This is a genomic window from uncultured Eubacterium sp., from assembly GCF_945980375.1.
Lineage (GTDB): Bacteria > Bacillota > Clostridia > Oscillospirales > Acutalibacteraceae > Eubacterium_R.
This window is the reverse complement of the sequence record NZ_CAMFQO010000027.1, coordinates 1-21353: the sequence shown is the minus strand read 5'-3', so window position 1 is coordinate 21353 and position 21353 is coordinate 1. Positions and strand designations below refer to the sequence as shown.

The 21353-nt window shown below is 40.4% G+C and carries 26 protein-coding genes; 16 read left to right on the top strand and 10 right to left on the bottom strand.

Annotation, left to right across the window (positions count from 1 at the left end):
- Positions 1-354: 354 nt before the first annotated feature.
- Entirely contained in the window at positions 355-687 is a 333-nt protein-coding gene (locus Q0P34_RS07150) for an SCP2 sterol-binding domain-containing protein (RefSeq protein ID WP_294954916.1), read from the bottom strand.
- A 192-nt stretch (positions 688-879) separates the two neighbouring features.
- Here Q0P34_RS07150 and Q0P34_RS07145 point away from each other — a divergent pair, with 192 nt between their 5' ends.
- The 4 genes from Q0P34_RS07145 (at position 880) to nrdR (ending at position 4366) form a co-directional block, all read left to right on the top strand.
- The gene (locus Q0P34_RS07145) at positions 880-2133 is read left to right on the top strand and encodes an aminotransferase class I/II-fold pyridoxal phosphate-dependent enzyme (protein WP_294954913.1); all 1254 of its coding nucleotides are present in this window, start codon (positions 880-882) and stop codon (positions 2131-2133) included.
- The gene (locus Q0P34_RS07140) at positions 2133-2918 is read left to right on the top strand and encodes a sugar phosphate isomerase/epimerase (RefSeq protein WP_294954910.1); all 786 of its coding nucleotides are present in this window, start codon (positions 2133-2135) and stop codon (positions 2916-2918) included. The genes Q0P34_RS07145 and Q0P34_RS07140 overlap by 1 nt, the downstream gene beginning before the upstream one ends.
- Positions 2915-3802, top strand: coding sequence for a DMT family transporter (locus tag Q0P34_RS07135; protein WP_294954907.1), 888 nt, complete (start codon positions 2915-2917; stop codon positions 3800-3802). The genes Q0P34_RS07140 and Q0P34_RS07135 overlap by 4 nt, the downstream gene beginning before the upstream one ends.
- Positions 3803-3916: 114 nt before the next feature.
- Positions 3917-4366 carry a transcriptional regulator NrdR gene (gene nrdR, locus Q0P34_RS07130; protein WP_294954903.1) on the top strand — a complete coding sequence of 150 codons (450 nt, stop codon included), beginning with the start codon at positions 3917-3919 and terminating at the stop codon, positions 4364-4366.
- Positions 4367-4419: 53 nt separating this feature from the next.
- On the opposite strand, the gene Q0P34_RS07125 is transcribed toward nrdR, so the two are convergent.
- On the bottom strand, positions 4420-5118 hold the full coding sequence (locus Q0P34_RS07125) for a YoaK family protein (protein WP_294954899.1): 699 nt from the start codon (positions 5116-5118) through the stop codon (positions 4420-4422).
- A 155-nt stretch (positions 5119-5273) separates the two neighbouring features.
- Between Q0P34_RS07125 and Q0P34_RS07120 the strand changes: the two genes are divergently transcribed.
- Positions 5274-6365 carry a metallophosphoesterase family protein gene (locus Q0P34_RS07120; protein ID WP_294954896.1) on the top strand — a complete coding sequence of 364 codons (1092 nt, stop codon included), beginning with the start codon at positions 5274-5276 and terminating at the stop codon, positions 6363-6365.
- A gap of 43 nt (positions 6366-6408) precedes the next feature.
- Here Q0P34_RS07120 and hisC read toward each other — a convergent pair whose 3' ends face one another.
- Entirely contained in the window at positions 6409-7467 is a 1059-nt protein-coding gene (hisC, locus tag Q0P34_RS07115; RefSeq protein WP_294954893.1) for a histidinol-phosphate transaminase, read from the bottom strand.
- A gap of 172 nt (positions 7468-7639) precedes the next feature.
- Here hisC and ylxM point away from each other — a divergent pair, with 172 nt between their 5' ends.
- The 7 genes from ylxM to Q0P34_RS07080 all read left to right on the top strand — a co-directional run bounded on the left by ylxM (position 7640) and on the right by Q0P34_RS07080 (position 11763).
- On the top strand, positions 7640-8005 hold the full coding sequence (gene ylxM, locus Q0P34_RS07110; RefSeq protein ID WP_294954889.1) for a YlxM family DNA-binding protein: 366 nt from the start codon (positions 7640-7642) through the stop codon (positions 8003-8005).
- Positions 8006-8009: 4 nt separating this feature from the next.
- The gene (gene ffh / locus Q0P34_RS07105) at positions 8010-9404 is read left to right on the top strand and encodes a signal recognition particle protein (RefSeq protein ID WP_294954886.1); all 1395 of its coding nucleotides are present in this window, start codon (positions 8010-8012) and stop codon (positions 9402-9404) included.
- Between the two features lie 77 nt (positions 9405-9481).
- Complete coding sequence (gene rpsP / locus Q0P34_RS07100; RefSeq protein WP_021950844.1) at positions 9482-9724, top strand: 30S ribosomal protein S16; 243 nt, start codon at positions 9482-9484, stop codon at positions 9722-9724.
- Positions 9725-9764: 40 nt separating this feature from the next.
- Positions 9765-9998, top strand: coding sequence for a KH domain-containing protein (locus tag Q0P34_RS07095; RefSeq protein ID WP_078768561.1), 234 nt, complete (start codon positions 9765-9767; stop codon positions 9996-9998).
- An 80-nt stretch (positions 9999-10078) separates the two neighbouring features.
- Positions 10079-10588: a ribosome maturation factor RimM gene (gene rimM / locus Q0P34_RS07090; RefSeq protein ID WP_294954883.1), complete on the top strand. Its 510-nt coding sequence runs from the start codon at positions 10079-10081 to the stop codon at positions 10586-10588.
- A 4-nt stretch (positions 10589-10592) separates the two neighbouring features.
- Entirely contained in the window at positions 10593-11324 is a 732-nt protein-coding gene (trmD, locus tag Q0P34_RS07085) for a tRNA (guanosine(37)-N1)-methyltransferase TrmD (protein WP_366783820.1), read from the top strand.
- Positions 11325-11499: 175 nt separating this feature from the next.
- Entirely contained in the window at positions 11500-11763 is a 264-nt protein-coding gene (locus tag Q0P34_RS07080; protein WP_078768564.1) for an HPr family phosphocarrier protein, read from the top strand.
- 161 nt (positions 11764-11924) lie between these two features.
- On the opposite strand, the gene Q0P34_RS07075 is transcribed toward Q0P34_RS07080, so the two are convergent.
- A complete protein-coding gene (locus Q0P34_RS07075; protein ID WP_294954874.1) occupies positions 11925-12164 on the bottom strand; it encodes a helix-turn-helix transcriptional regulator in 240 nt (79 codons plus the stop codon).
- Positions 12165-12279: 115 nt separating this feature from the next.
- Between Q0P34_RS07075 and Q0P34_RS07070 the strand changes: the two genes are divergently transcribed.
- Positions 12280-12876, top strand: coding sequence for a DUF5067 domain-containing protein (locus Q0P34_RS07070; RefSeq protein ID WP_294954868.1), 597 nt, complete (start codon positions 12280-12282; stop codon positions 12874-12876).
- A gap of 335 nt (positions 12877-13211) precedes the next feature.
- Here Q0P34_RS07070 and Q0P34_RS07065 read toward each other — a convergent pair whose 3' ends face one another.
- From Q0P34_RS07065 to uvrC, 4 genes are all read right to left on the bottom strand, one after another.
- Positions 13212-13769, bottom strand: a complete 558-nt coding sequence (locus Q0P34_RS07065) for an ATPase (RefSeq protein ID WP_294954859.1) — start codon at positions 13767-13769, stop codon at positions 13212-13214.
- Position 13770: 1 nt separating this feature from the next.
- Positions 13771-14256: a pantetheine-phosphate adenylyltransferase gene (coaD, locus tag Q0P34_RS07060; protein WP_294954856.1), complete on the bottom strand. Its 486-nt coding sequence runs from the start codon at positions 14254-14256 to the stop codon at positions 13771-13773.
- Positions 14257-14260: 4 nt separating this feature from the next.
- Positions 14261-14797, bottom strand: a complete 537-nt coding sequence (rsmD, locus tag Q0P34_RS07055; RefSeq protein WP_294954852.1) for a 16S rRNA (guanine(966)-N(2))-methyltransferase RsmD — start codon at positions 14795-14797, stop codon at positions 14261-14263.
- A 75-nt stretch (positions 14798-14872) separates the two neighbouring features.
- Positions 14873-16693: an excinuclease ABC subunit UvrC gene (uvrC, locus tag Q0P34_RS07050; RefSeq protein WP_294954848.1), complete on the bottom strand. Its 1821-nt coding sequence runs from the start codon at positions 16691-16693 to the stop codon at positions 14873-14875.
- Between the two features lie 182 nt (positions 16694-16875).
- On the opposite strand from uvrC, the gene Q0P34_RS07045 reads away from it, so the two are divergent.
- Complete coding sequence (locus Q0P34_RS07045; RefSeq protein WP_294954845.1) at positions 16876-18288, top strand: acetyl-CoA hydrolase/transferase C-terminal domain-containing protein; 1413 nt, start codon at positions 16876-16878, stop codon at positions 18286-18288.
- A 108-nt stretch (positions 18289-18396) separates the two neighbouring features.
- The gene (locus Q0P34_RS07040; RefSeq protein ID WP_294954842.1) at positions 18397-19302 is read left to right on the top strand and encodes a 2-oxo acid dehydrogenase subunit E2; all 906 of its coding nucleotides are present in this window, start codon (positions 18397-18399) and stop codon (positions 19300-19302) included.
- A 5-nt stretch (positions 19303-19307) separates the two neighbouring features.
- On the opposite strand, the gene Q0P34_RS07035 is transcribed toward Q0P34_RS07040, so the two are convergent.
- Positions 19308-19634, bottom strand: coding sequence for a hypothetical protein (locus Q0P34_RS07035; RefSeq protein ID WP_294954839.1), 327 nt, complete (start codon positions 19632-19634; stop codon positions 19308-19310).
- The gene (locus tag Q0P34_RS07030; RefSeq protein ID WP_294954834.1) at positions 19631-20305 is read right to left on the bottom strand and encodes a DUF421 domain-containing protein; all 675 of its coding nucleotides are present in this window, start codon (positions 20303-20305) and stop codon (positions 19631-19633) included. The genes Q0P34_RS07035 and Q0P34_RS07030 overlap by 4 nt, the downstream gene beginning before the upstream one ends.
- A 75-nt stretch (positions 20306-20380) precedes the next feature.
- Between Q0P34_RS07030 and Q0P34_RS07025 the strand changes: the two genes are divergently transcribed.
- On the top strand, positions 20381-21353 hold a 973-nt coding region (locus tag Q0P34_RS07025), incomplete at its 3' end, for a spore germination protein (protein WP_294954829.1).

Genomic DNA, 21353 nt, shown 5'->3' with positions numbered 1-21353 from the left:
CACCTCCCTTTACACAATGGAGGCTCAAATCGGTTTGTTTAATTTATATGGCGTGTTTCAGCCCACTTTATCAACAGTCTGAGGCTACGGAATCCGTAGCCTCTTTTTAGTTAAGGTGTGTAGTCAGATTTTAGTTACAACCGCATCCGCAGTCGTTGCCGTTGTTGAAACCGCCACAGAGAAGAAGGATGATAATAAGGATAATTACCCAAGAGGAATTACCGCATCCGCAATTATTGCAACAACCCATCGTGCAACCTCCTTTCGTGCTTTCTAACTCATACTATGAAAAGCACAATAAAGTGTTACACAAAAGAAAAAGGCATACTCAAGTACGCCTTTTGCTGTTTACTGTTAAGCTATGAACTTTGTCATCTCAAGTGCTGCATTGATGTCGCCGTCAACGCTGAGCTTGCCTGTTGTGAAAGCAACAACAGGATTGAGCTTGCCATTGATAAGCTTAATCCAGTTTGTACCGTTGATGTGGATAATAGCGTTTCTGTCATAATACTCATAAGGCTCAACATGTACCTGACCGTCTTTAATTTCAATATAGAAAATGCCGTTTACAGCCTTGCCTTCAATGTTGATTTGAAAAGCCATTGTGCCCTGAACATTAGATACATCAGCATTGTAGAACTTATTTCTTGTAGTGCTGACTATTGATTCATATGTAAGTCCTGCCATAACAACTGCCCTCCTTATAAATTGATGATAATATTTTAGCACAAAGCAAATACATTTGCAATATGAATTTTATCGGTACAATTAACAAAAAATAAGCATTTAAGGGCTTTGTTTTATATTTATGGAGTATTGATAATAATTATTATTTATGATAAAATATTACAGTAAATTGTATGATAGTGAGGAAAAGGTATGTCACAATATAAGGATATGACAAGGCAGGAGCTTATTGATGAACAGGCTGTGCTGCTTAAAAGATTTGAAGAATATAAGGCTATGGGGCTTAATCTTGATATGTCAAGAGGTAAGCCGTCAAAGGAACAGCTTGATTTGTCAATGGATATGCTGGGACCTATTGACTATGTTGAGGATGGCTTTGATGTTCGTAATTATGGTATTCTTGACGGACTTAAAAGCTGCAAGGAGCTTTTTGCGGATTTGCTTGAGGTAGATGCAAAAAATGTTCTTATCGGTCCGTCGGCATCATTAAATCTTATGTATGATTACATTTGTCAGTGCTATTGTGAGGGTGTTTTAGGCTCAACTCCTTGGTGTAAGCTTGATGAGGTAAAGTTCCTTTGCCCTGTTCCGGGATATGACAGACACTTTACCATTCTTGAGCATTTTGGTATTAAAATGATTAATGTTCCTATGACAAGCGAGGGTCCGGATATGGATGTTATAGAGGAGCTTGTTAAGGATGAGTCGATTAAGGGAATGTTTTGCGTGCCTAAGTATTCCAATCCGCAGGGCATCACATTTTCCGATGACACTGTTCGCAGAATTGCAGCGCTTAAGCCTGCCGCAAAGGATTTTAGAATTATTTGGGATAATGCATATTGTATCCACGATATTAAGGATGAGGGAGATACTCTTCTAAATATCTACGACGTGCTCGGAGATAATCAGGATATGGTTATCGAGGTGTGCTCAACTTCAAAGATTACATTCCCGGGTGCAGGCGTTTCCGCTCTTGTAGCAAGCGATGCCAATATGGCTCAAATTATGAAAAGGCTTAATTGTCAAACAATCAGCTATGATAAGATGAATCAGCTTCGTCACGTAAGATTTTTCGGTAATCTTGACGGACTTAAGGCTCATATGAAAAAGCACGCTGCTATTATGAAGCCAAAGTTTGATATGGTTATTGAACATTTGGAAAAGGAGCTCGGCGGCAAGGGTATTGCATCCTGGCTTGATCCAAACGGTGGATATTTTATCAGTCTTGATGTTATGGACGGCTGTGCAAAAAGAGTGGGTGAGCTTTGCAAGGAGGCAGGCGTAACCCTTACAACCGTGGGCGCGACCTATCCTTACGGCAAAGATCCTCACAACAGCAACATTCGTATTGCTCCGTCGTTGCCTCCTGTTGCAGAGCTTGATTTGGCAACACAAATCCTTTGCGTAAGTGTTAAGCTTGCGGCTATTGAAAAGCTGGTGGGTTAATGAACGTTGGTGCTTCTTCCGCTTGCTTTTTCCCGCTTGAAACAGAAAAGGCGCTTGACAGGGTGCTCTCCTTGGGATTTAAGCAAACAGAGGTTTTCTTCAACACCTCATCGGAGCTTGAGGAGCCGTTTGTAAAAGAGCTCAGGCAAAATGCCGATGATCACGGTGCAAAAATCATATCTGTTCATCCCTTTTCCTCTGCACTTGAAAGCAACTGCATTTTTGCAGAATATGAGCGCAGATATAATGACTTTATCGGTCTTTATCAAAAACATTTTCATGCCGCCGCAATGCTCGGTGCAGGCAATGTTGTTATCCACGGCTCTGTTGCAAAGCAAAAAAGAGATTTGAGTGATGAGTTCTACTTTGAACGATTCGCAAAGCTTGTTGAGCTTGGCAAAAAAGAGGGAGTGAACGTTTGCCAGGAAAATGTTGTTCGCTTTCGTTCGGAGAGTGTGGATTTTCTTAAAAGGATGAGGAACTATCTCGGCAGTGATTTTCATATGGTGTTTGACATTAAGCAGTCTATTCGCTGTGGCTACGATCCTTTTTTCGTTGCTGAGGAATTTAAGAATGAGATTTCTCATATTCATATCAGTGATAATTCTCCGCAGGCTGATTGTATGCCTCCCGGAAAGGGAACATTTGACTTCAAGCGTCTGTTCAGCCTAATGGCAGACAGCAATTATCAGGGCGGATATGTTATAGAGATATATTCAAAGGGCTATGATGTAGCCAAGGAGCTTGAGGAAAGTAAGAGGTTTTTTGATAAAATAGAATTATGAAAAATTTAAGCAACAAGTCAAAGGGAATTATTTGTATACTTATATCGGCATTATGCTTTAGCGGTATGAGTTCATTTATCAATCTTTCCGGGGATGTTCCTGTTCCTCAAAAGGTTTTTTTCCGCAACCTTGTTGCTTTGTTTTTTGCAGCAGGGGTCCTGTTAAAAAAGCATGAACCGTTTAAGCCCGAAAAGGGATGTCTGCCGTTTCATTTGCTTCGCTCGGGTGTGGGTCTGATAGGCGTTTTTGGTAATTTTTATGCAACAACTCATATGGCGCATACAGCAGACGCGGCAATGCTTAACAAGCTTTCTCCCTTTGCAACATTGATTTTTTCGGCTATCTTTCTTAAAGAAAAGGTAAAGCCAAAGCAGGCAATAGCCATAAGCATTGCGTTTGCAGGTGCAATGCTTGTTATTAAACCTACTATGTCAAATATTGAGCTTTTGCCGTCGCTTGCAGGCTTGGCGGGAGGCTTGAGTGCCGGTGCCGCATATACATGTGTCAGACATATGTCTAACAAAGGAGAAAACGGCAGGTTTACCGTGTTCTTTTTCTCGGTATTTTCCGTTGCGGTCACATCACCTTATTTGATATTTAACTATCATCATATGACGGGTAAACAGCTTATGTATCTGCTTCTTGTAGGTCTTTGTGCCGCGGGCGGTCAATTTGCTATTACCGCTGCTTATTCCTTTGCTCCAAGCAGAGAAATATCCATTTACGATTATTCAAATATTATTTTCACAGCTATTGAGGGCTACCTGTTTTTAGGCAAGCAAATCCCCGATGCCCTATCCGTAGTGGGATATGCTACAATTATGCTTATGGCGGTGTGGATGTTCATATACAATAACAAGGATAATTCACTTAAAAAAGCATAGATTAATCAATATATAGATTTAATTATTATTATCGAACACTTGCATTTTTCTATATCTTGTGGTATAATGACCGTAGTTTGACAAAAAACTATTATTTCATTGGAGGAAAATGCTATGAAATGTCCGTTTTGCGGTTATACCGAAAGCAAGGTAATTGACTCTCGTCCTACTGATGAAAATGAGCGTATACGCCGTCGCAGAGAGTGTATCCAATGCTCAAAAAGATTCACAACCTATGAGACAATTGAGGATGTACCTGTAATTGTTATCAAAAAGGATAGGTCAAGAGAGGTATTTGATAGGAACAAAATCCTTAAGGGTATGCTTCGCGCCTGCGAAAAGCGTAAGGTTACCGTTGCCGAATTGGATGAAAAGATTGACGAGATTGAGGCACAGCTTCAGTCATCGGTTGATCGTGAGGTTTCCTCCTCCCGTATCGGTGAGCTTATTATGGATAAGCTTAAAGAAATTGATGAGGTTGCATATGTAAGATTTGCATCTGTATATAAGGAATTTGATTCGGCAGAATCATTCCGTGAGGAGCTTGCAAAGCTCGGAGAATAATAAACAACACCTTGGACATCTTTTCAGATTGCCCAAGGTGTTTTTGTTTGTTGTTACTTTTTTTGATTTTTCCTTTGCTTTGGCTTAATAAACATTATGGCAAAGCTTATTGCAAGAAGTGCGCAGCTAACCCAAATTGCTTTTTCACCTATGTGCTTTGTTATTATGCTTCCTATTCCTGCACCCATTGCAAATACAGCAATAACACTAAAGTATATAAAAGCTTTTTCGCCGATTTCTTTGTTCTTATATCTGAAAAAAGCAAAGAGCGAAACAATAGCACTCCTCATATTTCCTATGCACATTGTAGAGGCATAAACATGCCCCTTAACCTTGTGAAAGGTTTGCACCTGCATTGCACAAACAAAGGATACAATTGCATTTGCCATTAGGTTGTATTTTTGTGGAATAAAACCGACATAAAACAGTAGCAGCACCTCAACGAGAATAATTATTTGTCGCCAATGTATTTTTTCTTTGTATTTGTAGAAAAAATGTATGTGCTCTGCAACATATGTTCCTACCATAAATGATATAATCGGTACAAGATAGCGTAGGCATTTTGAAAGCTCACCCTGAAAAAGATTTGCCGCCATTAGCACAATGTTGCCTGTTTGTGCATTGGCAAAAACCTCACCCCTGCACATATACGTGTACGCATCCTGAAATCCGCCGGACAGTACAATGAATATCGCTGTTAAAAAGGAATCGGACATCTGTGATGCCTTTACCTTCTTTATTAAAGATGTCATTTTTTCTCCTTAAAGAATAATTTGTTTTTTCAACGGGATTATATCACAGCTGTTACCTGTGTTCAATCAAATATGATTTTTTTGTCACATTAACTAATTTTTTCTCGTTTCTTGCTTTGATTGTTGTTTTATGCTATTATGTATTTGGTGATGATATGGAGTTAAGGTTTAATAACGGAAAATTCAGAATACTTATGATAGCCGATACTCAAGAGGGCAAAAGGGTAAATTCAGATACCGTTAAGCTTATTGAAGCTTCTCTTGAGCGCAGTCAGCCGGATTTGGTTGTGTATAGCGGTGATCAGATTTGGGGATACCGAAGCTTTAAGGGTAATCCCGACTTGGTAAGACAGGTTTTGGGTGCCCTTGTTAAGCCCGTTACGGACAGAAAAATTCCTTTTGCAATTTGCTTTGGAAATCACGACAGGCAGGTAGGGCTTTCAAATGAGGAGCAGTTTGAAATATACAAATCCTTTGACGGCTTTGTAGGTGAAAGCGACAGCTCAATAGACGGAGTAGGAAATCATTGCTTCGAGATTAAGGACGGCGATGATGTTAAGTTTTTGCTTTATACAATAGACAGCCATAGCAACCTTAAGGTTGGATATGACTGTGTTCACGAAAATCAAATTGAGTGGTACAGAAATATCCGTGACAGCTATGAGCAAAAGCTTGGAAAAGTAGTACCGAGCGTTGTTATTCAGCATATTCCCGTGTGCGAGGTGTTTGAGCTTTTAACAAGGGTTAAACGCACTGTTAGGGGCGCTGTCAGAGGCTTTAGAACTCACGACGGAGAATACTTTGTTCTTAAAAAGGATAGGGTAAATAAGGATGCCTTTATGAAGGAATCACCGGCAGACCCGCAGGTAAACAGCGGTGAGTTTGCCGCAATGTGCGAAAAGGGTGATGTTAAGGGAATTTATTTCGGCCACGACCATAATAATTCCTTTAACGGTGAGATAAACGGTGTTGATGTCGGCTATACTCAGGGCGCAGGATTTAATGTTTACGGACCTGGTATGGATAGGGGAACAAGAGTTATTGACCTGTTCACCGACGGGCATATCGAAACCTACGATATGAGGTATAAGGACATTGTAGGCAAAAGGGTGGACAACCCCATAAAATACATCATTATGCAGCTTTGCCCCACCAACACCTTTGACGCTTTAACAAGAATCACAAAGGCTTTTGTTTCGATAGCGGTATTATTGGTATTAATTTTAATTATACTTACATTTCTTTAATTATGTAGAAAAACAGGCTTCTCGTTTGAAAAGCCTGTTTTCTTTATCCTATAAAGTTTTTTACTCCTTGCAGGAATTTGTTCATTTCTTCGTCGGTTCCGATGGTGATGCGAACATATTTGTTTATTCTCGGTTGGTTGAAGTACCTAATGAATATTTTGTTTGCCTTTAGGTATTCAAACATTTCCTTTATATCATAATCCTTGTGGGTTGCCATAATAAAGTTTGTTTGAGAGTCAAGCACGTCAAAGCCGAGTGCTTTCAATTCATCGGTCACCCTTTGCCTTGTTGCCTTTATCTTGTCTATCGTTTTGTAAAAGTATTCGGTATCATTCATTGCTTCTACGCCCATTGCAATGGATAGTGAATCAATGGTGTATGAATTGTAGCTGTTTTTGACAGCCTCAAGTGTGTCAATAAGTGTTTTTGAGCCGATTGCAAAGCCTATCCTAATTCCTGCAAGACTGCGTGATTTTGAGAATGTTCCTGTAATAAGCAGGTTCTCGTATTTCTTTGTAAGCGGTACAGAGGTTGTCCCTCCAAAGTCGCAGTACGCCTCGTCAATGATTACAACACAGTCCCCGTTGTATTCAAGCATTTTTTCAACGAATTCAGTTCCTTCACCTATTGATGTCGGTGCATTGGGATTTGGTATAACCACTCCTGAGTTTTCAGCCCTGTAATCATCGGGATTTATCCTAAAGCTTTCGTCAAGGGCAGGGTTTGTGTACTCTATGCCAAACAAATTGCACCATACGGGATAAAAGCTGTACGTGATGTCCGGAAAGGCAATGGGCTTGTCACCGTTAAAGAATGATTGAAAAGCCAAAGCCAATACATCATCCGAGCCGTTGCCGACAAAAACATTTTCCGCCTTAACTCCGTAAAAATCGGCAATAGCCTCTTTTAGAGGGAGTGAGTCCGCCTGCGGATAAAAACGCAGCCTGTCCGTGTCAAAGGCCTTGAGTGCCGCAACTGCCCTCGGTGACGGAGGATAAGGATTTTCGTTTGCATTTATTTTAACAATATCCCTATCCTTGCTCTGCTCTCCGGGAACATAAGGCTCAATTTTTCTTAAATTATTCTTCCACAAATCGTTCATAACTTATCACCTTTGAACATTTTAGCACATTAAAGTGCTAATTGCAATACCGATAAATATGATAATTAAATAATATTTGTCTTGACAACGCAGTGCTTATTATGTATAATATCATTACTGTAAAGAACTAATACTTTACAAAGGCGAAATACTTTACAGGGAGGGTACGATTATGGCAAAGAATCTTGAAATATCCTATCTTATGGATATTTACGGCGAATGTCTTACCGAAAAGCAAAGAAGCTTTATAGATTACTACTATAACGACGACCTATCCCTTTCTGAAATCGCAGAGAATGAGAATATCACTCGTCAGGGTGTGCGTGACGCTATCAAAAGGGCAGAGAGTACTTTGCTTGATTTGGAAGGCAAGCTTGGCTTTGCAAGGAAGTATTCGGAGCTTGGCAAGTGCCTTGACGACATCAGCGAATGTGCCGATAAGATATACGACTTTAATCTTACAACCAATGTGTCAAAGGACATTAACGACAATGTTGCAAAGATAAAGGCTCTGTGTGAATACCTAAATAGGATGTGATTACTTGGCATTTGAAGGACTTAGCGAACGCCTTGAAAATTCATTTAGAAAGCTTCGTGCCAAAGGAAAGCTGACTGAATCGGATGTTAAGGAGGCAATGAGAGAGGTGCGCCTTGCACTGCTCGAGGCCGACGTAAACTACAAGGTATCAAAAGAATTTACCAATAAGGTTACCCAACGTGCAATTGGTGACGATGTAATGGAAAATCTGACTCCCGGTCAGATGGTTATTAAGATAGTAAACGAAGAGCTTACCGAGCTTATGGGCGGTACCGAATCCAGACTTACTATCGCAAAGCATCCGCCCACCATTATTATGATGTGCGGTCTTCAGGGTAGCGGTAAAACAACTCATTCAGGTAAGCTTGCGCTCAAGCTTAAAAAGGACGGTCACAGACCCCTCCTTGTTGCGTGCGACGTTTACCGTCCTGCCGCAATCAAGCAACTGCAGGTTGTCGGCTCTCAAATAGATGTGCCTGTTTTTGAAATGGGCACGGCTAATCCTGTGGACATTGCGCAGGAGGCCATCAAGCACGCCAAGGACCATGGCTATGATTATGTTATCATAGATACGGCAGGCCGTTTGCATATTGATGAAGCACTTATGGAGGAGCTTACAAATATTCGTTCCTGCGTTCATCCAAACGAAATTTTGCTTGTAATTGATGCTATGACCGGTCAGGATGCTGTCAATGTTGCCAAGAGCTTTAACGAAACCTTAGGCATAGACGGTGTTATCCTCACCAAGCTTGACGGTGATACAAGAGGCGGTGCGGCTCTTTCTGTTCGTGCAGTAACGGGCAAGCCTATTAAGTTTGTAGGTACAGGCGAAAAGCTTGACAATTTGGAGGTATTCCATCCGTCAAGAATGGCGTCCCGTATTCTCGGTATGGGCGATGTGCTTTCGTTTATCGAAAAGGCAGAAATGGCTCTTGACGAGAAAAAAGCGGCAGAGCTCGAAAAGAAGCTTGCAAAAAATAAATTTGACTTTAATGATTTGCTTGACCAATTTGACCAAATTGAACGTATGGGCTCGCTTAAAGATACCATCAAGATGATTCCGGGCATCGGCAAGCAGATTAAGGATGAAGATATTGACGAAAAGGCATTTGACCGCCTTAGATGTATCATTTACTCTATGACAAAGCAGGAGCGCTCAAATCCGGAAATCATTAATCCGTCACGTAAGCGTCGTATTGCAGCCGGCTCCGGCACAAGCATAGAGGATGTTAATAAGCTTATGACGCAGTTCAAGCAGATGCAAAAGATGGTTAAGCAGGTCGGCGGACATAAGGGACCTAAGCTTAGCAAAAAAATGCGTCGCCTGATGCAGCAAAATCCCGAAATGGCTCAAAAAATGATGGGCCAAACAGGTAACAACAATCCGTTTGGATTTTAACAAATCAGTATTAACCCAATTAAGTTTTTATAAATTTGGTTGATAAATAATAACTATAATTTTTGGAGGTAAGAAAAATGGCAGTAAAAATCAGACTTCGCAGAATGGGTGCAAAGAAGGCTCCTTTCTATCGTGTAGTAGTTGCAGATTCAAGATATCCTCGTGACGGTCGTTTCATTGAGGAAATCGGAACATACAACACAATGGTTGATCCGGCTGAAATTAAGATTGATGCTGAAAAGGCTAAGAAGTGGATTGCAAACGGTGCTCAGCCAACTGACACAGTTAAGTCAATTCTTAAAAAAGAAGGCATTCTATAATCTTTGCCAAAGACAAAGAATATAGTAGGAGGTGTTTTCTTTGGAGGAATTGTTGATATCCATTACAAAGGGTCTTGTTGATGATCCAACCAAGGTTTCAGTTGATATTGACGAGCCTAACGAAGAAGGCGTAACTGTTTATCATCTTCACGTAGCTGAGGGCGATATGGGTAGAGTAATAGGCAAGCAGGGCAGAATAGCAAAGGCTATCCGCGTTGTAATGCGTGCCGCTGCTACCCGTAATGATGCAAAAATATCAATCGAAATAGATTAAACCGAAGGCTCGTCGAAAGGCGGGCTTTTTCATTTCTTGCAAACAGGCATTATCTGTGTTATATTATTATCGGTGATTTTATGAAGCAGTATTTGGAAATTGGAAAGGTCAATAACACCCACGGCTTAAAGGGCGAAATAAAAATGGCTATGTGGTGTGATGATATAGACTATATTAAACAGCTTAAAACTGTCTATCTTGATGATGAGGGTAAAAAAGCATTAACACTTTTATCAGCCCGTCAGCAAAAGAATGTTGCAATTCTTAAGCTTGCAGAGGTTACGGATATAGACGCGGCAGAGCAGTTAAAGGGTAAGGTTTTGTATTGCAATAGGGATGATGCCTTAATTGATGAGGGCACACATTATTTGGCTGACATTATCGGATGCTATGTTGTTGATGTGGACACCGAGGAGGAATACGGCAAAATCGTTGATGTGCTAAATTACGGTGCAAGTGACATATATGATGTTGAATCGTGGGGTAAGCATACTCTTGTACCTGCTATTGCCGATATTGTTAAGGAGATTGACACCGAGTATCAGGTGGTGCGTATAAAACCGATGAAAGGATTATTTGATGAGGATTGATATAATGACTCTGTTTACCGATATGTGCGACAGTGTGCTTGGCGAAAGCATTATCGGTCGCGCAAGGGCAACAGGCAAGGTGGAAATTAACACGGTTGATATTCGCAATTATTCGGTAGACAGGCACCGTCATGTTGACGATAAGCCATACGGCGGAGGTATGGGTATGGTTATGCTTGCCCAACCTATATTTGATTGCTACAATGATTTGTGCAGTAAAATCGGTGCAAAGCCACATTTGATTTATATGACTCCTCAGGGCAAAACACTTACTCAAGACAGAGTTAAGGAGCTTGCCAAGCTTGATAATATTGCAATCCTTTGCGGTCATTATGAGGGTATTGATGAAAGAGTGATAGAGGAGCTTCAGCCGGAGGAAATTTCTGTCGGAGATTATGTTTTAACAGGTGGCGAATTGCCTGCTCTGATAGTTGCAGACAGCATTTCGCGTATGCTTCCGGGCGTGCTTTCCGACAGCGAATGCTTTGAGGAGGAAAGCCATTATAACTCACTGCTTGAATATCCGCAGTATACTCATCCTGCCGTGTGGAACGGTAGGGAGGTACCCGAGGTTTTGCTTTCAGGTCATCATCAAAGGGTTGACGAATGGCGAAGACAGCAGTCGCTTAAAAGAACCCTTGAACGTAGACCTGATATGCTTGAAAATGCAGACCTGACAAAGACGGATGAATTGTACCTTTCACAGCTTAAATCAGGTAATTCACAGGTCAAATAATTTTGTTAATTATGCACAAATATTGAAGCATTTTGTTGTCTGTAATTAATTAGTTGAACGAACTTTGATTTTTTAAGTTGACGATTGTAAAAATAGTGATATAATACCATTGTAGGATTAAAAAATCAGTGGTGAAAACTGCTATAACGTTTTAGATTAGTTGAGAGGTATTATTATGTTCGTTAAAGATGTTACAGTTGAAAATCAGGTTGGCTTGCATGCTCGTCCGGCAACATTCTTCATCCAGAAGGCAAACGAATTTAAGTCTTCAATTTGGGTAGAGAAGGAAGAAAGAAGAGTAAACGCAAAGTCACTTTTGGGCGTTCTTTCACTTGGCATTATGGGTGGTACAGATATCAGAATTATTGCTGACGGCTCTGATGAGGAGGAAGCAGTAGAAGGACTTGTAGCACTTGTAAAGAGTGGCTTCAACGACTAATTAAAATATTAAAAACGCAGCACAATTTGTGTTGCGTTATTTTTGTGTAAATAAAACCACGCGACTATCGTGTGGCTTTATTTATACAATAACCCTCGAATCAATTCTAAAACGAGGGTTTGTCAGCAGTCTGACGGAGGGTACTTAAATCCTCCGATTTTTTATTGATGTATTCTGTTTTCAATTTCCTTTACAACATCACTCATTTTTACATCAAGAGCATTGCAGATTCTGTAAAGCGTCTCAAGCGTAGGCTTGCGTTCACCCCTTTCGATTGCCGAAAGATGTGTTCTGCCGATATCGGCGAGACCGCTTAACACCTCCTGCGAAATGCCTTTTTTCTTTCTGTAGTCCAAAATAACCTCTCCTACTGTTTTCGCATCAAGAGTAGGTATAAACATTAGCATCACCTCAATGTTAGTGTATGCTAAACTCTACGTAAAAATGAACACATATGTTGACATATGAATACTTATGTGTTATTATATGCGTATCAAGAAAGGGGAGGTTTGCAAAATGGCAGACAATAATTTTGAAAATCAAACAAACAACAACAATGTTCAGGCGGCTGTTACGGCAGCACTTGACGCAGAAAAAAAGAAGAAAAAGAAGAAAAAATGGATAATTATCGCAGTTGTTGCTGTTGTGATTATTTTAATCGCAGTTATAGCTTCCGGTGGATCTGATGATAGTTCATCCGAAGATAGCAATGCATCTGCAGTGACAAGTGCAGTTTCTGCAGAAAGTGAAGAAAAAGCAAATGATACCGTAGGCGATTTTAAGTGTGTTGTAAAAGGTGCAAAGCTCTGTAAGGATTTGACAGGTAAGGACGCTGTTTTGATTACATATGAATTTACCAACAATTCAGACAGTGCTGTTAGCTTTGATGTCGCTTTGGATGCAAGAGCATATCAAGATGGTGTCGGTCTTGAAACAGCAATTCTTGATGAAGATACCGATTATCTTGATGTTGATATAAAGCCGGGAGTAACAAAAGAAGTTAAGAAGGCATATAACCTTAGAGATACAAGCACTGAAATCGAAATTGAAGTATCGGAACTTATTTCATTTAGTGACGATAAGATTGTAACAACTGTAGAAATAGACAAGTAAGTATAAATAAATATGTAAAATAAAAACGGCTCGATGGGGGTGTCCTAAACAAAGAGGTATAGCTTAAAAACAGGAGAAAACAGCGAAATGCGTCGTTAAATTTTCGGTGAAGGCATAAAGCCTGCCCCTCAAATTATGCCTTGCCTTTCATCTGTTTCTCGTGTTTTTAAGTGCGAAGCAGTTTAATCAAACTGATTTAGTTCAGAGGGCATTAATAAAATCCCGTTCATACTTGCGTATTAACGGGATTTTTTAATAGTTCTATGGGCTAAATTCAGAAAGATTAAACCATACCCCTCTTTGTTCAGGACACCCCTTTTCGAGCCGTTAATTTTTTAGTCCTTGTGCTGTGCGTTTGAAATGCCCTGACGGATTCTGCGTACGTCGGTGAGTGCCTTATACAATGCGTCATCGATTGAAAGCAATGTATCGTCTGCGTAGTTGTTAACTGCAGTAAGCATTTCTCTTGATTTGTTTTGAGCAGATGTTACCATTTCGTTTGCCTGTGTTGTAGCATTGCTGAGAATTTCGGATGCTTGGTTCTGTGACTCGGTAACCATTTGCTTGCCCTGCTCGTTAGCCTTTGCAATAATATCAGCAGCCTCTGCCTGAGCTGTCTTTGTGATTTCATCCTTGGCAACAAGTTCTCTTGCTTCCTCCTGTGCCTTTTTGATGATATCGGCAGCCTCCTTTTTTGCTTCCTCAAGAATTGTGTTTCTTGAGTCTACAATAGCCTTAGCCTGCTTTGTTTCCTGCGGAGTGTTGAGTCTGATGTCCTCGATAATTGTTTTAATTTTGTCAACATCAACTGCACATTTTTTGGAAAGCGGAATTGAAGTAGCGTCATCAAGCACATCTTCAAGATCTTCAAGTAAGATATCTGTATTTGTCATTTTAATTGTCTCCTTTACATCTTTTATAAATGTCGTTTATGATTTCCTTCGGAACGAATGAAGAAATATCCCCTCCGAGTGTGCAAACCTCTTTAACCATACTTGATGACAAAAACATATTTTTGCCCTCTGTGGTTAAAAACACTGTTTCAACCTTTGGGTAAAGTGATTTGTTTGTAAGTGCCTGCTGAAACTCGTACTCAAAGTCCGACATCGCTCGCAGACCCTTAACTATTGCGACCGCGTCGTTTTGCTCAGCATAGTTAACCAAAAGACCGTCGTATGTATCAATTATTACATTCTTGGAATGTATCGACCTTTTAAGCAGGTCAATTCGTTCCTCGATAGTAAACAGTGATTTATTTTTTGACTTGTTGCTCATTACCAAAACGATAACCTCATCAAACAGCTCTGCGGCACGTTCGATAATGTCAAGGTGTCCGAGTGTTACGGGATCAAAGCTTCCCGGACAAATTGCTTTTTTCATTTTGCTAACCCTTTCTGTAATAGGTGAGCTTTGTTTTTCCGTACTTTTTTTGTTTTGATATCAGCCAGCCGTTAACCTCCTGCAAAAGCTCCTCGTCGTTTGCCGTTTCGCAGATGATCACTCCGTCCTCGCTCATCAATGCTGTGAGCATTGGCAGGCATTCGGTTATCAAGCCCTTGTGATAAGGAGGATCAAGAAAAGCAATATCAAAGTTGTCCTTTTTCATCAAAAAGCTTTTAGCCTCGGAAAAAACCAAAGTTGCCTTGTCGGTAATTCTGCATCTGTCAAGATTACCCTCAACGATTTTGTAGGCGCTTTTGTTGCTCTCTACAAATGTGCAGGACCTTGCACCTCTGGACAGTGCTTCTATCCCAAGCTGACCCGAGCCTGCAAACAAATCAAGCACTTTTTTGTCCTCTATTTCAAACTGAATAGAGCTGAACAATGCTTCCTTTGTTGCCTGCGTGGTAGGTCTGGTGATTTCGTCACCGCCAAGGGTATCCAGATTTCGTCCTCTTAAAGAACCTGTGATTACTTTCATAAAGGTACGTTCCTTATTTTTTTACTTTTATATTATACAGATATGACTGCATTTCGTCAAGTTTTCTTTTACATTTTACATATTTCTGTAATAATTATAAATGCTTTGGGCGTTGCTTTGGGATATTGTGCTTACCTGTGCAAGCTCCTCAACAGACGCTTCCTTTATTGCCGAAACAGTCTTAAAATGCTTCATCAATGCCTTTGCTTTCTTTTCTCCTATACCGTCTATACGCAGTAGGGAAGAGGTAAATGATGATTTTTGATGCTTCTTGTGGTGATAGGTTATTGCAAACCTGTGCACCTCCTCCTGTATGCGAGAAACAAGGGTAAAAGCGCTTCTGTGGGAATTGATTTCTATTTCGCCGCCGTCAAATGCAATGGCTCTTGTTCTGTGCCTGTTGTCCTTTACCATACCGAAAACAGGAACGTTGATGTTCATTTTTTTGATAACAGGCAAAACAGCGTTCACCTGAGGTTGACCGCCGTCAAGCAGAATAAGGTCAGGTAAAATCTTAAATGTACTGTCCGCACCGTCCTCGTAGTAATGATTGAATCTTCTTGTCAAAACCTCGTTCATTGAGCCTACGTCGTTTTGTCCGTCAAAGCCCTTTACGGCAAAACGCTTGTATGCACTTTTCATTGGTCTGCCGTTGTGAAAAACAACCATTCCTGCAACATTGTCTGCACCGAAGGTATGAGAAATATCGTACGATTCAATATATTCAGGTGGCTTTGGCAATCCCAAAAGCTTACCGAGCTCCTCCAATGCCGCCATTTCCTTTCCGAGTCTGCCTTGGTTTTGTGCAAGATGCTCGTTGGCATTTTTGATGCATAGATTTACTATTGAAAGATGTTCTCCCTTTTGAGGGTGAATAAATTCCACCTTTTTTTCGCGTAGTCTCTCAAGATATTCTTTGAGCAAATCCTCGTCTGTAATATCACCGTCAACGGCAATTCTGCCCGGAATATCGCTTCTTATGGAATAATATCTTTCTATCAAATCAAACCTTGCCTGCTCAATGTCGTCAACGCTGTCTATTATCCAATGCTCGCTGTCAACAAGCTTGCCCTGCTTAAATCTTATAACCTCAAAGCATGCCTTTTTGCTTGAATTTACAAGGGCAAATACATCCTCCTCCGGAACATTTATTGATACAACCTTTTGCTTTTCCTCAAGATTTTTTATAGCCTTAATTCTGTCACGAAGCTTTGCCGCTTTTTCAAATTCCATAGCCTCGGAATATTCGTACATTCGTCTTTCCATTTCTTCAACGGATTTTTTTGCTCCGCCTTTTAGGAATGCGGTTGCGTCGTTGATTGCACTTTTATATTCCTCTTTTGTGATTCTGCCGTTGCAGGGTGCACAGCAGATGCCCATAAAGCCGTTGAGGCACGGGCGTGATTTGTTGTAATCTCTCGGGAATTTTTTGTTGCACTGCGGAAGCTTAAAAATTCGCAGAGTTTCCTCGACTGCATTTTTTACGGAAAAGGTAGATACAAACGGTCCGATGTATGTTGCATTGTCATCGAGCATTTGCTTTGCCTCTCTTATTCTCGGGAACTCCTCCTTTGTGATTTTGATATAATTATATCCCTTGTCGTCCTTTAGTAAAATATTGTACTTTGGCATATGCTGCTTAATTAACGAGCATTCAAGCACCAAGGCTTCAAATTCGGTGTCGCAGAGAATGTAGTCAAAATCATCAACGTTTTCCACCATTCTTATCACCTTAAGCGAATGGTTGGAATGTGAGCCGAAATAGGAGGATACGCGGTTTTTGAGTGCCTTTGCCTTGCCGATGTATATTATTTTTTTGTCCTTGTTTTTCATAATATACACACCGGGATTAAGCGGTAAAGCCATGGCTTTTTTTCTCAATTCCTTTTCTGTCATAGCGTCCTCCTTTCAAAATACTGTATATTTATACAGATAGGTAAATTTGCACATAATTATCCTGCTTGTATATACAATAATAACAAATATGAACGTTAACTTCAACAATTTATTGACGAATTTTTATAAATAATGTATGATTTTACTGGTACAGTCGCATAAAAAATTTTAAGGAGTAACATATGACTTGGCAGGAAATTTATCAATCAAAGCTCACAACGGCAGAGGAGGCTATTAAGCTTATTCACGATGGAGACAAAATTGTTACCGGCTTTGCCTGCGGTGAGCCTATACATATTGAAAAGACTCTCGCTGCTCATTACAAAGAGTATAAAAATTTGGAAATTATAAATATGCTAACCCTTGTTGAAAGCCCTTGGGCTATGCAGGAGTTTAAGGGTCATATTAAGCTCAACACTCTTTTTGCTTCAAAGTCTACAAGAGCAAGTGTTAACAGCGGTGACAGTGAATTTACAACTTCTCATTTTTACGAAATCCCCGATATTATCGAAAACTATATTTGCCCTCGTGTTTCAATTGTTATGGTTTCTCCGCCGGATGAGCATGGCTATGTTTCGTTCGGTACAACGGTTGATTATACAAAGGGTACAACAGATTACTGCGAGGTTGTTATTGCACAGGTTAATAAGCATATGCCGCGCACCTTTGGCAATAGCATAAAGCACGTTAGAGATTTTACCTGCTTTGTGGAATATGATGAGCAGTTGCCTGAGGTTGTAGGCGGTGAGCTTTCAGAGGTGGATTTGGAAATCGGCAGGTACTGCGCATCTCTCATCAACGACGGTGACTGTCTTCAGCTCGGTATCGGCGGAATACCAAATGCCGTATGCCTCCAGCTTACCGATAAAAAGGATCTCGGTTTGCACAGCGAGCTTGTGGGCGACGGTGTTGTTCCTCTCCTTGAAAGCGGTGTAATCAATAACAAGAAAAAGCAAACTAACGTAGGCAGAACGGTTTTGGGTGCCGCGTTTGGATCAAGAATTCTCTGTGACTACATAAATAACAATCCGTCAGTTGAACTGCATCCTATTGATTATGTAAACAATCCTATCGAGATTGCAAAGAATGACAATATGGTGTCTATCAACTCCTGCCTGCAAATTGACCTTTTGGGACAGGTTGTATCCGACACCATAGGTCTTAGTCAGTTTTCTGCGGTAGGCGGTCAGGTCGATTTTGTACGCGGTGCAACAATGTCAAAGGGCGGTCGCTCAATTATCGCTATGCCTGCAACTGCAAAGCACGGCACGGTTTCTCGTATTGTACCTATTATCACAGAGGGCAGTGCGGTTACCACCCCACGAAATGATGTCAACTATGTTGTTACAGAATACGGCATTGCACAGCTTAAGGGCAAAACTCTTAAGGAACGCGCAAAGGCATTGATACGCATTGCTCATCCTTCGTTCAGACCGTACCTTATGGCTGAGTACAAAAAGCGCTTTAGCGAGGCTCCTTTTACTGATGAAGAACTCAAGCAGTTTAAGCAGTCGATTATTGATAAACTGCATAGTGATAAAGAAAAGCTAAAATCCACTATCGAGCAAAAAATTGAAAAGCTTATCAATGAATAACAATATATAAACACAGTTTAATTTTTTGTAAAAAATCTTTTATATGTATTGTTCGTAATTTGATTTTATGGTATAATTATGCAGTAAAATCATAAAAAGGAGATTACTATGAAGCTTACAAAATCAACTCATTTTGGTATCGCAAGAAAAATCGTTTCAAATATGACCGCTGAAAGCTGGGAGCAAATTCCTCACGCAGGTCTTATATATGAGCCTGAGGTTTCTGCATTCCTTGCAGAATGTAAAAAGCTTAACGAGGGCTGCACAGACAAGTCAAAGAAAATTACAATCAACACGGTTATGATTAAGGTTATTTGCGAAGGACTCAAGGAGGCACCAAAGATGAATGCCCACCTTGAATTTAACCGTAATCTTGTTCGCGGATGTCTTCACGAGTTTGAAAATGTTGATGTTTCGATGCCTATGCTTTTGCCAAACGGCGAAATGATGACAATCAATATGCACGATATGGGCAACAAAACCCTTACCGAAATGACAGAGGCCATCAACGACAGCGCACGCAGAGCAAAGAATACCGATCTTAACGAGGTTATGTTTGAGGTGTCATTGGATAATACGCTTCAAGGTCTCAAGAAAGGTAAGCTTCTTCAGGCAATTCGAAGACTTTACGGTTCAAAGACCGGTAAGCATAAGGTAAAGACTCTTTCAGGTCAGGCTAAAAAGGATTACTATTCAATCCCTGCAACAGAAAGACTTACAAAGCACGATATTGAACAGGGTACAATTACCATTTCAAATCTCGGCTCGGTAAAAAGAGATTTCAGAGGTGCGTGCACCTTGCTTGAGATTATTCCGCCTCAGGTTGTTGCAATCGCAATCAACTCTGCACAGCAAAAGCCTGTTGTTGTTGACGGAGAGGTTAAGGTAGGTACCGTTATGCCTTTGTCAATTTGTATGGACCATAAGGCCCTTGATTATGGCGATATTGTTCCGTTCTTCAATAAGCTTGATGAGATTTTTGCAAATCCTCAAATTATCCAAAGCTGGAAATAAAAAAATTAAAATATGTTCGAAAACGTAATTCGTTGGTTTTCGTGATAAGCGTATGTCAGCGCCCTGATTTCATTCAGGGCGTCTTTTTTTTCTTTTCCTTTTTTATCGTCAAGCGATTCTATGCACACCGCCAAATCGTCCACCATATCGTGCTCGGAAAAAATATATATGGTATTGTTCTTTTTGTCCCATAGCTTTTTTATTCCCTGTGTATCGCCATGCTCGGTCATATAAACAATTTTGTCGCAAAAATCCTCAATGTATATTTGCTCAAAGGTGCATAGTCCTGTTGACATTATTAATAATATAACCGCAATCCAAATCCTTTTCATTGCTCCTCCTTTTTTACCATATACACATTGCCGTTGCTGTCAACACTCATCACAAGCAGATTTTGCACCTGCTCGCCGTTTGTAACGGCAAGTAGCTTTATTTCATTTTCATTAAAATTTACATTACCAAAGTACTCCGTAACAGGCTTTCCGTCTATTATAACGGTTATCGGCACATCTGCTCTGTCGGTTGCTATTCCAATATCCTTTGGTGTTATTGGGGTATTTTGCGATTTCTTTTGTACGGACAGCTTGCCATTTGTTTCAACTATCGCATTTGCCACCTGCGATATGTCAAAGACACCTGCCTGCCTTACTGCATCTGTCAGGTCGTCTATCGTGTATCGTATCTTTTTTAGCTCCTCCTGCTGTATTTTTCCGTCTCTGATAATAAATCTCGGTCTGCCCTTTATCAGCTCTCTGTATTTTATGGATTTCATTGATATTGCAGAATTTATGATTTCAAGGCTGATGAATATTGCAATAGGTATCAGCGAGTTTGCAAGGGGCATACCGTTGTTTTCAAGGGGAACTGTTGCAACGGCACTTATCAAAATTGTTATTACAAGCTCCTGCGGGTCCAACTCTCCCACCTGTCGCTTGCCCATTACTCTTACCGATACGGTAATAAAAATGTAAATAATTATTGCTCTCAGTAATGTTATAGACACAGTATCACCACAAATATTTTTGTCAATTGACAGAATAATATTCACCTTAAATTCAATAATAAAAATGGTGATTATATGCAAAAACTGTATAGCGATTATGAGCTGAATCTATTAACCTTTAAGGATGATTTTAAGGATTCATCCGATTTTTTAATTAAGGAGCTTTGTGTGGGGAATAAAAGGCTTTTTGTTTCCTGTATGGACGGTCTTGTAAATTCTCTGTCTGTCAGCCAAATGATTGTGGAGCCGATTTTTTCCGTTAAGAATATTCCTGATGACAGCAAGGAATATCTTGATATGCTTAAAAAATCCATTGTTCATTGCCCGGAGCAAAAAACCGTTGATACCTTTGATGATGCGTATTATTATTTGATGTCAGGCTTTGCCGTTATAGTAGTGGAGGATTGCAGTCATGCGTTGGTATTCGGTGTTCAGGGGTGGAATAAGCGTACAACCGACGAGCCGTCAAACGAAAACAACGTTAAGGGCGCAAGGGAGTGCTTTGTTGAATCTGCAAATGATAATAAGGCATTGCTTCGTAAAAGACTTAAAACATATCACCTAAAGCAAAAGCAGATTAATCTCGGCACATCTGCAAAAACCCCTGTAATTATTTGTTATATTGATGATAGGGCAGATAAAGGCTTGGTGTCGCAGATTGAGAAAAGACTTAAGCAGGAAGACTTTAATTCCGTGCTTGATTACGGAGAGCTTCTGCCCTTTATTGACACCGATATCAGTAGCCTGTTTTCCTGTGTGGGTACAACCGAAAGACCGGATGTTCTTGCCTCAAAGCTTCTTGAGGGCAGGGTAGCCGTAATGGTTGAGGGAACGCCCTTTGTAATGTACACACCGTATTTGTTCTCCGACAATTTCTCGTCACTTGATGATTATGATAACCCTCCGTTTTATTCAAGCTTTATGCGAATATTAAAGTACGCAGCCTTTGTTATATCTGTATTTTTGCCGGGTATGTTTGTTGCGGTGGGAACATTTCATCAGGAGCTCATTCCGTCCAATATGCTTTTTTTGATTGCGTCAAATGAAG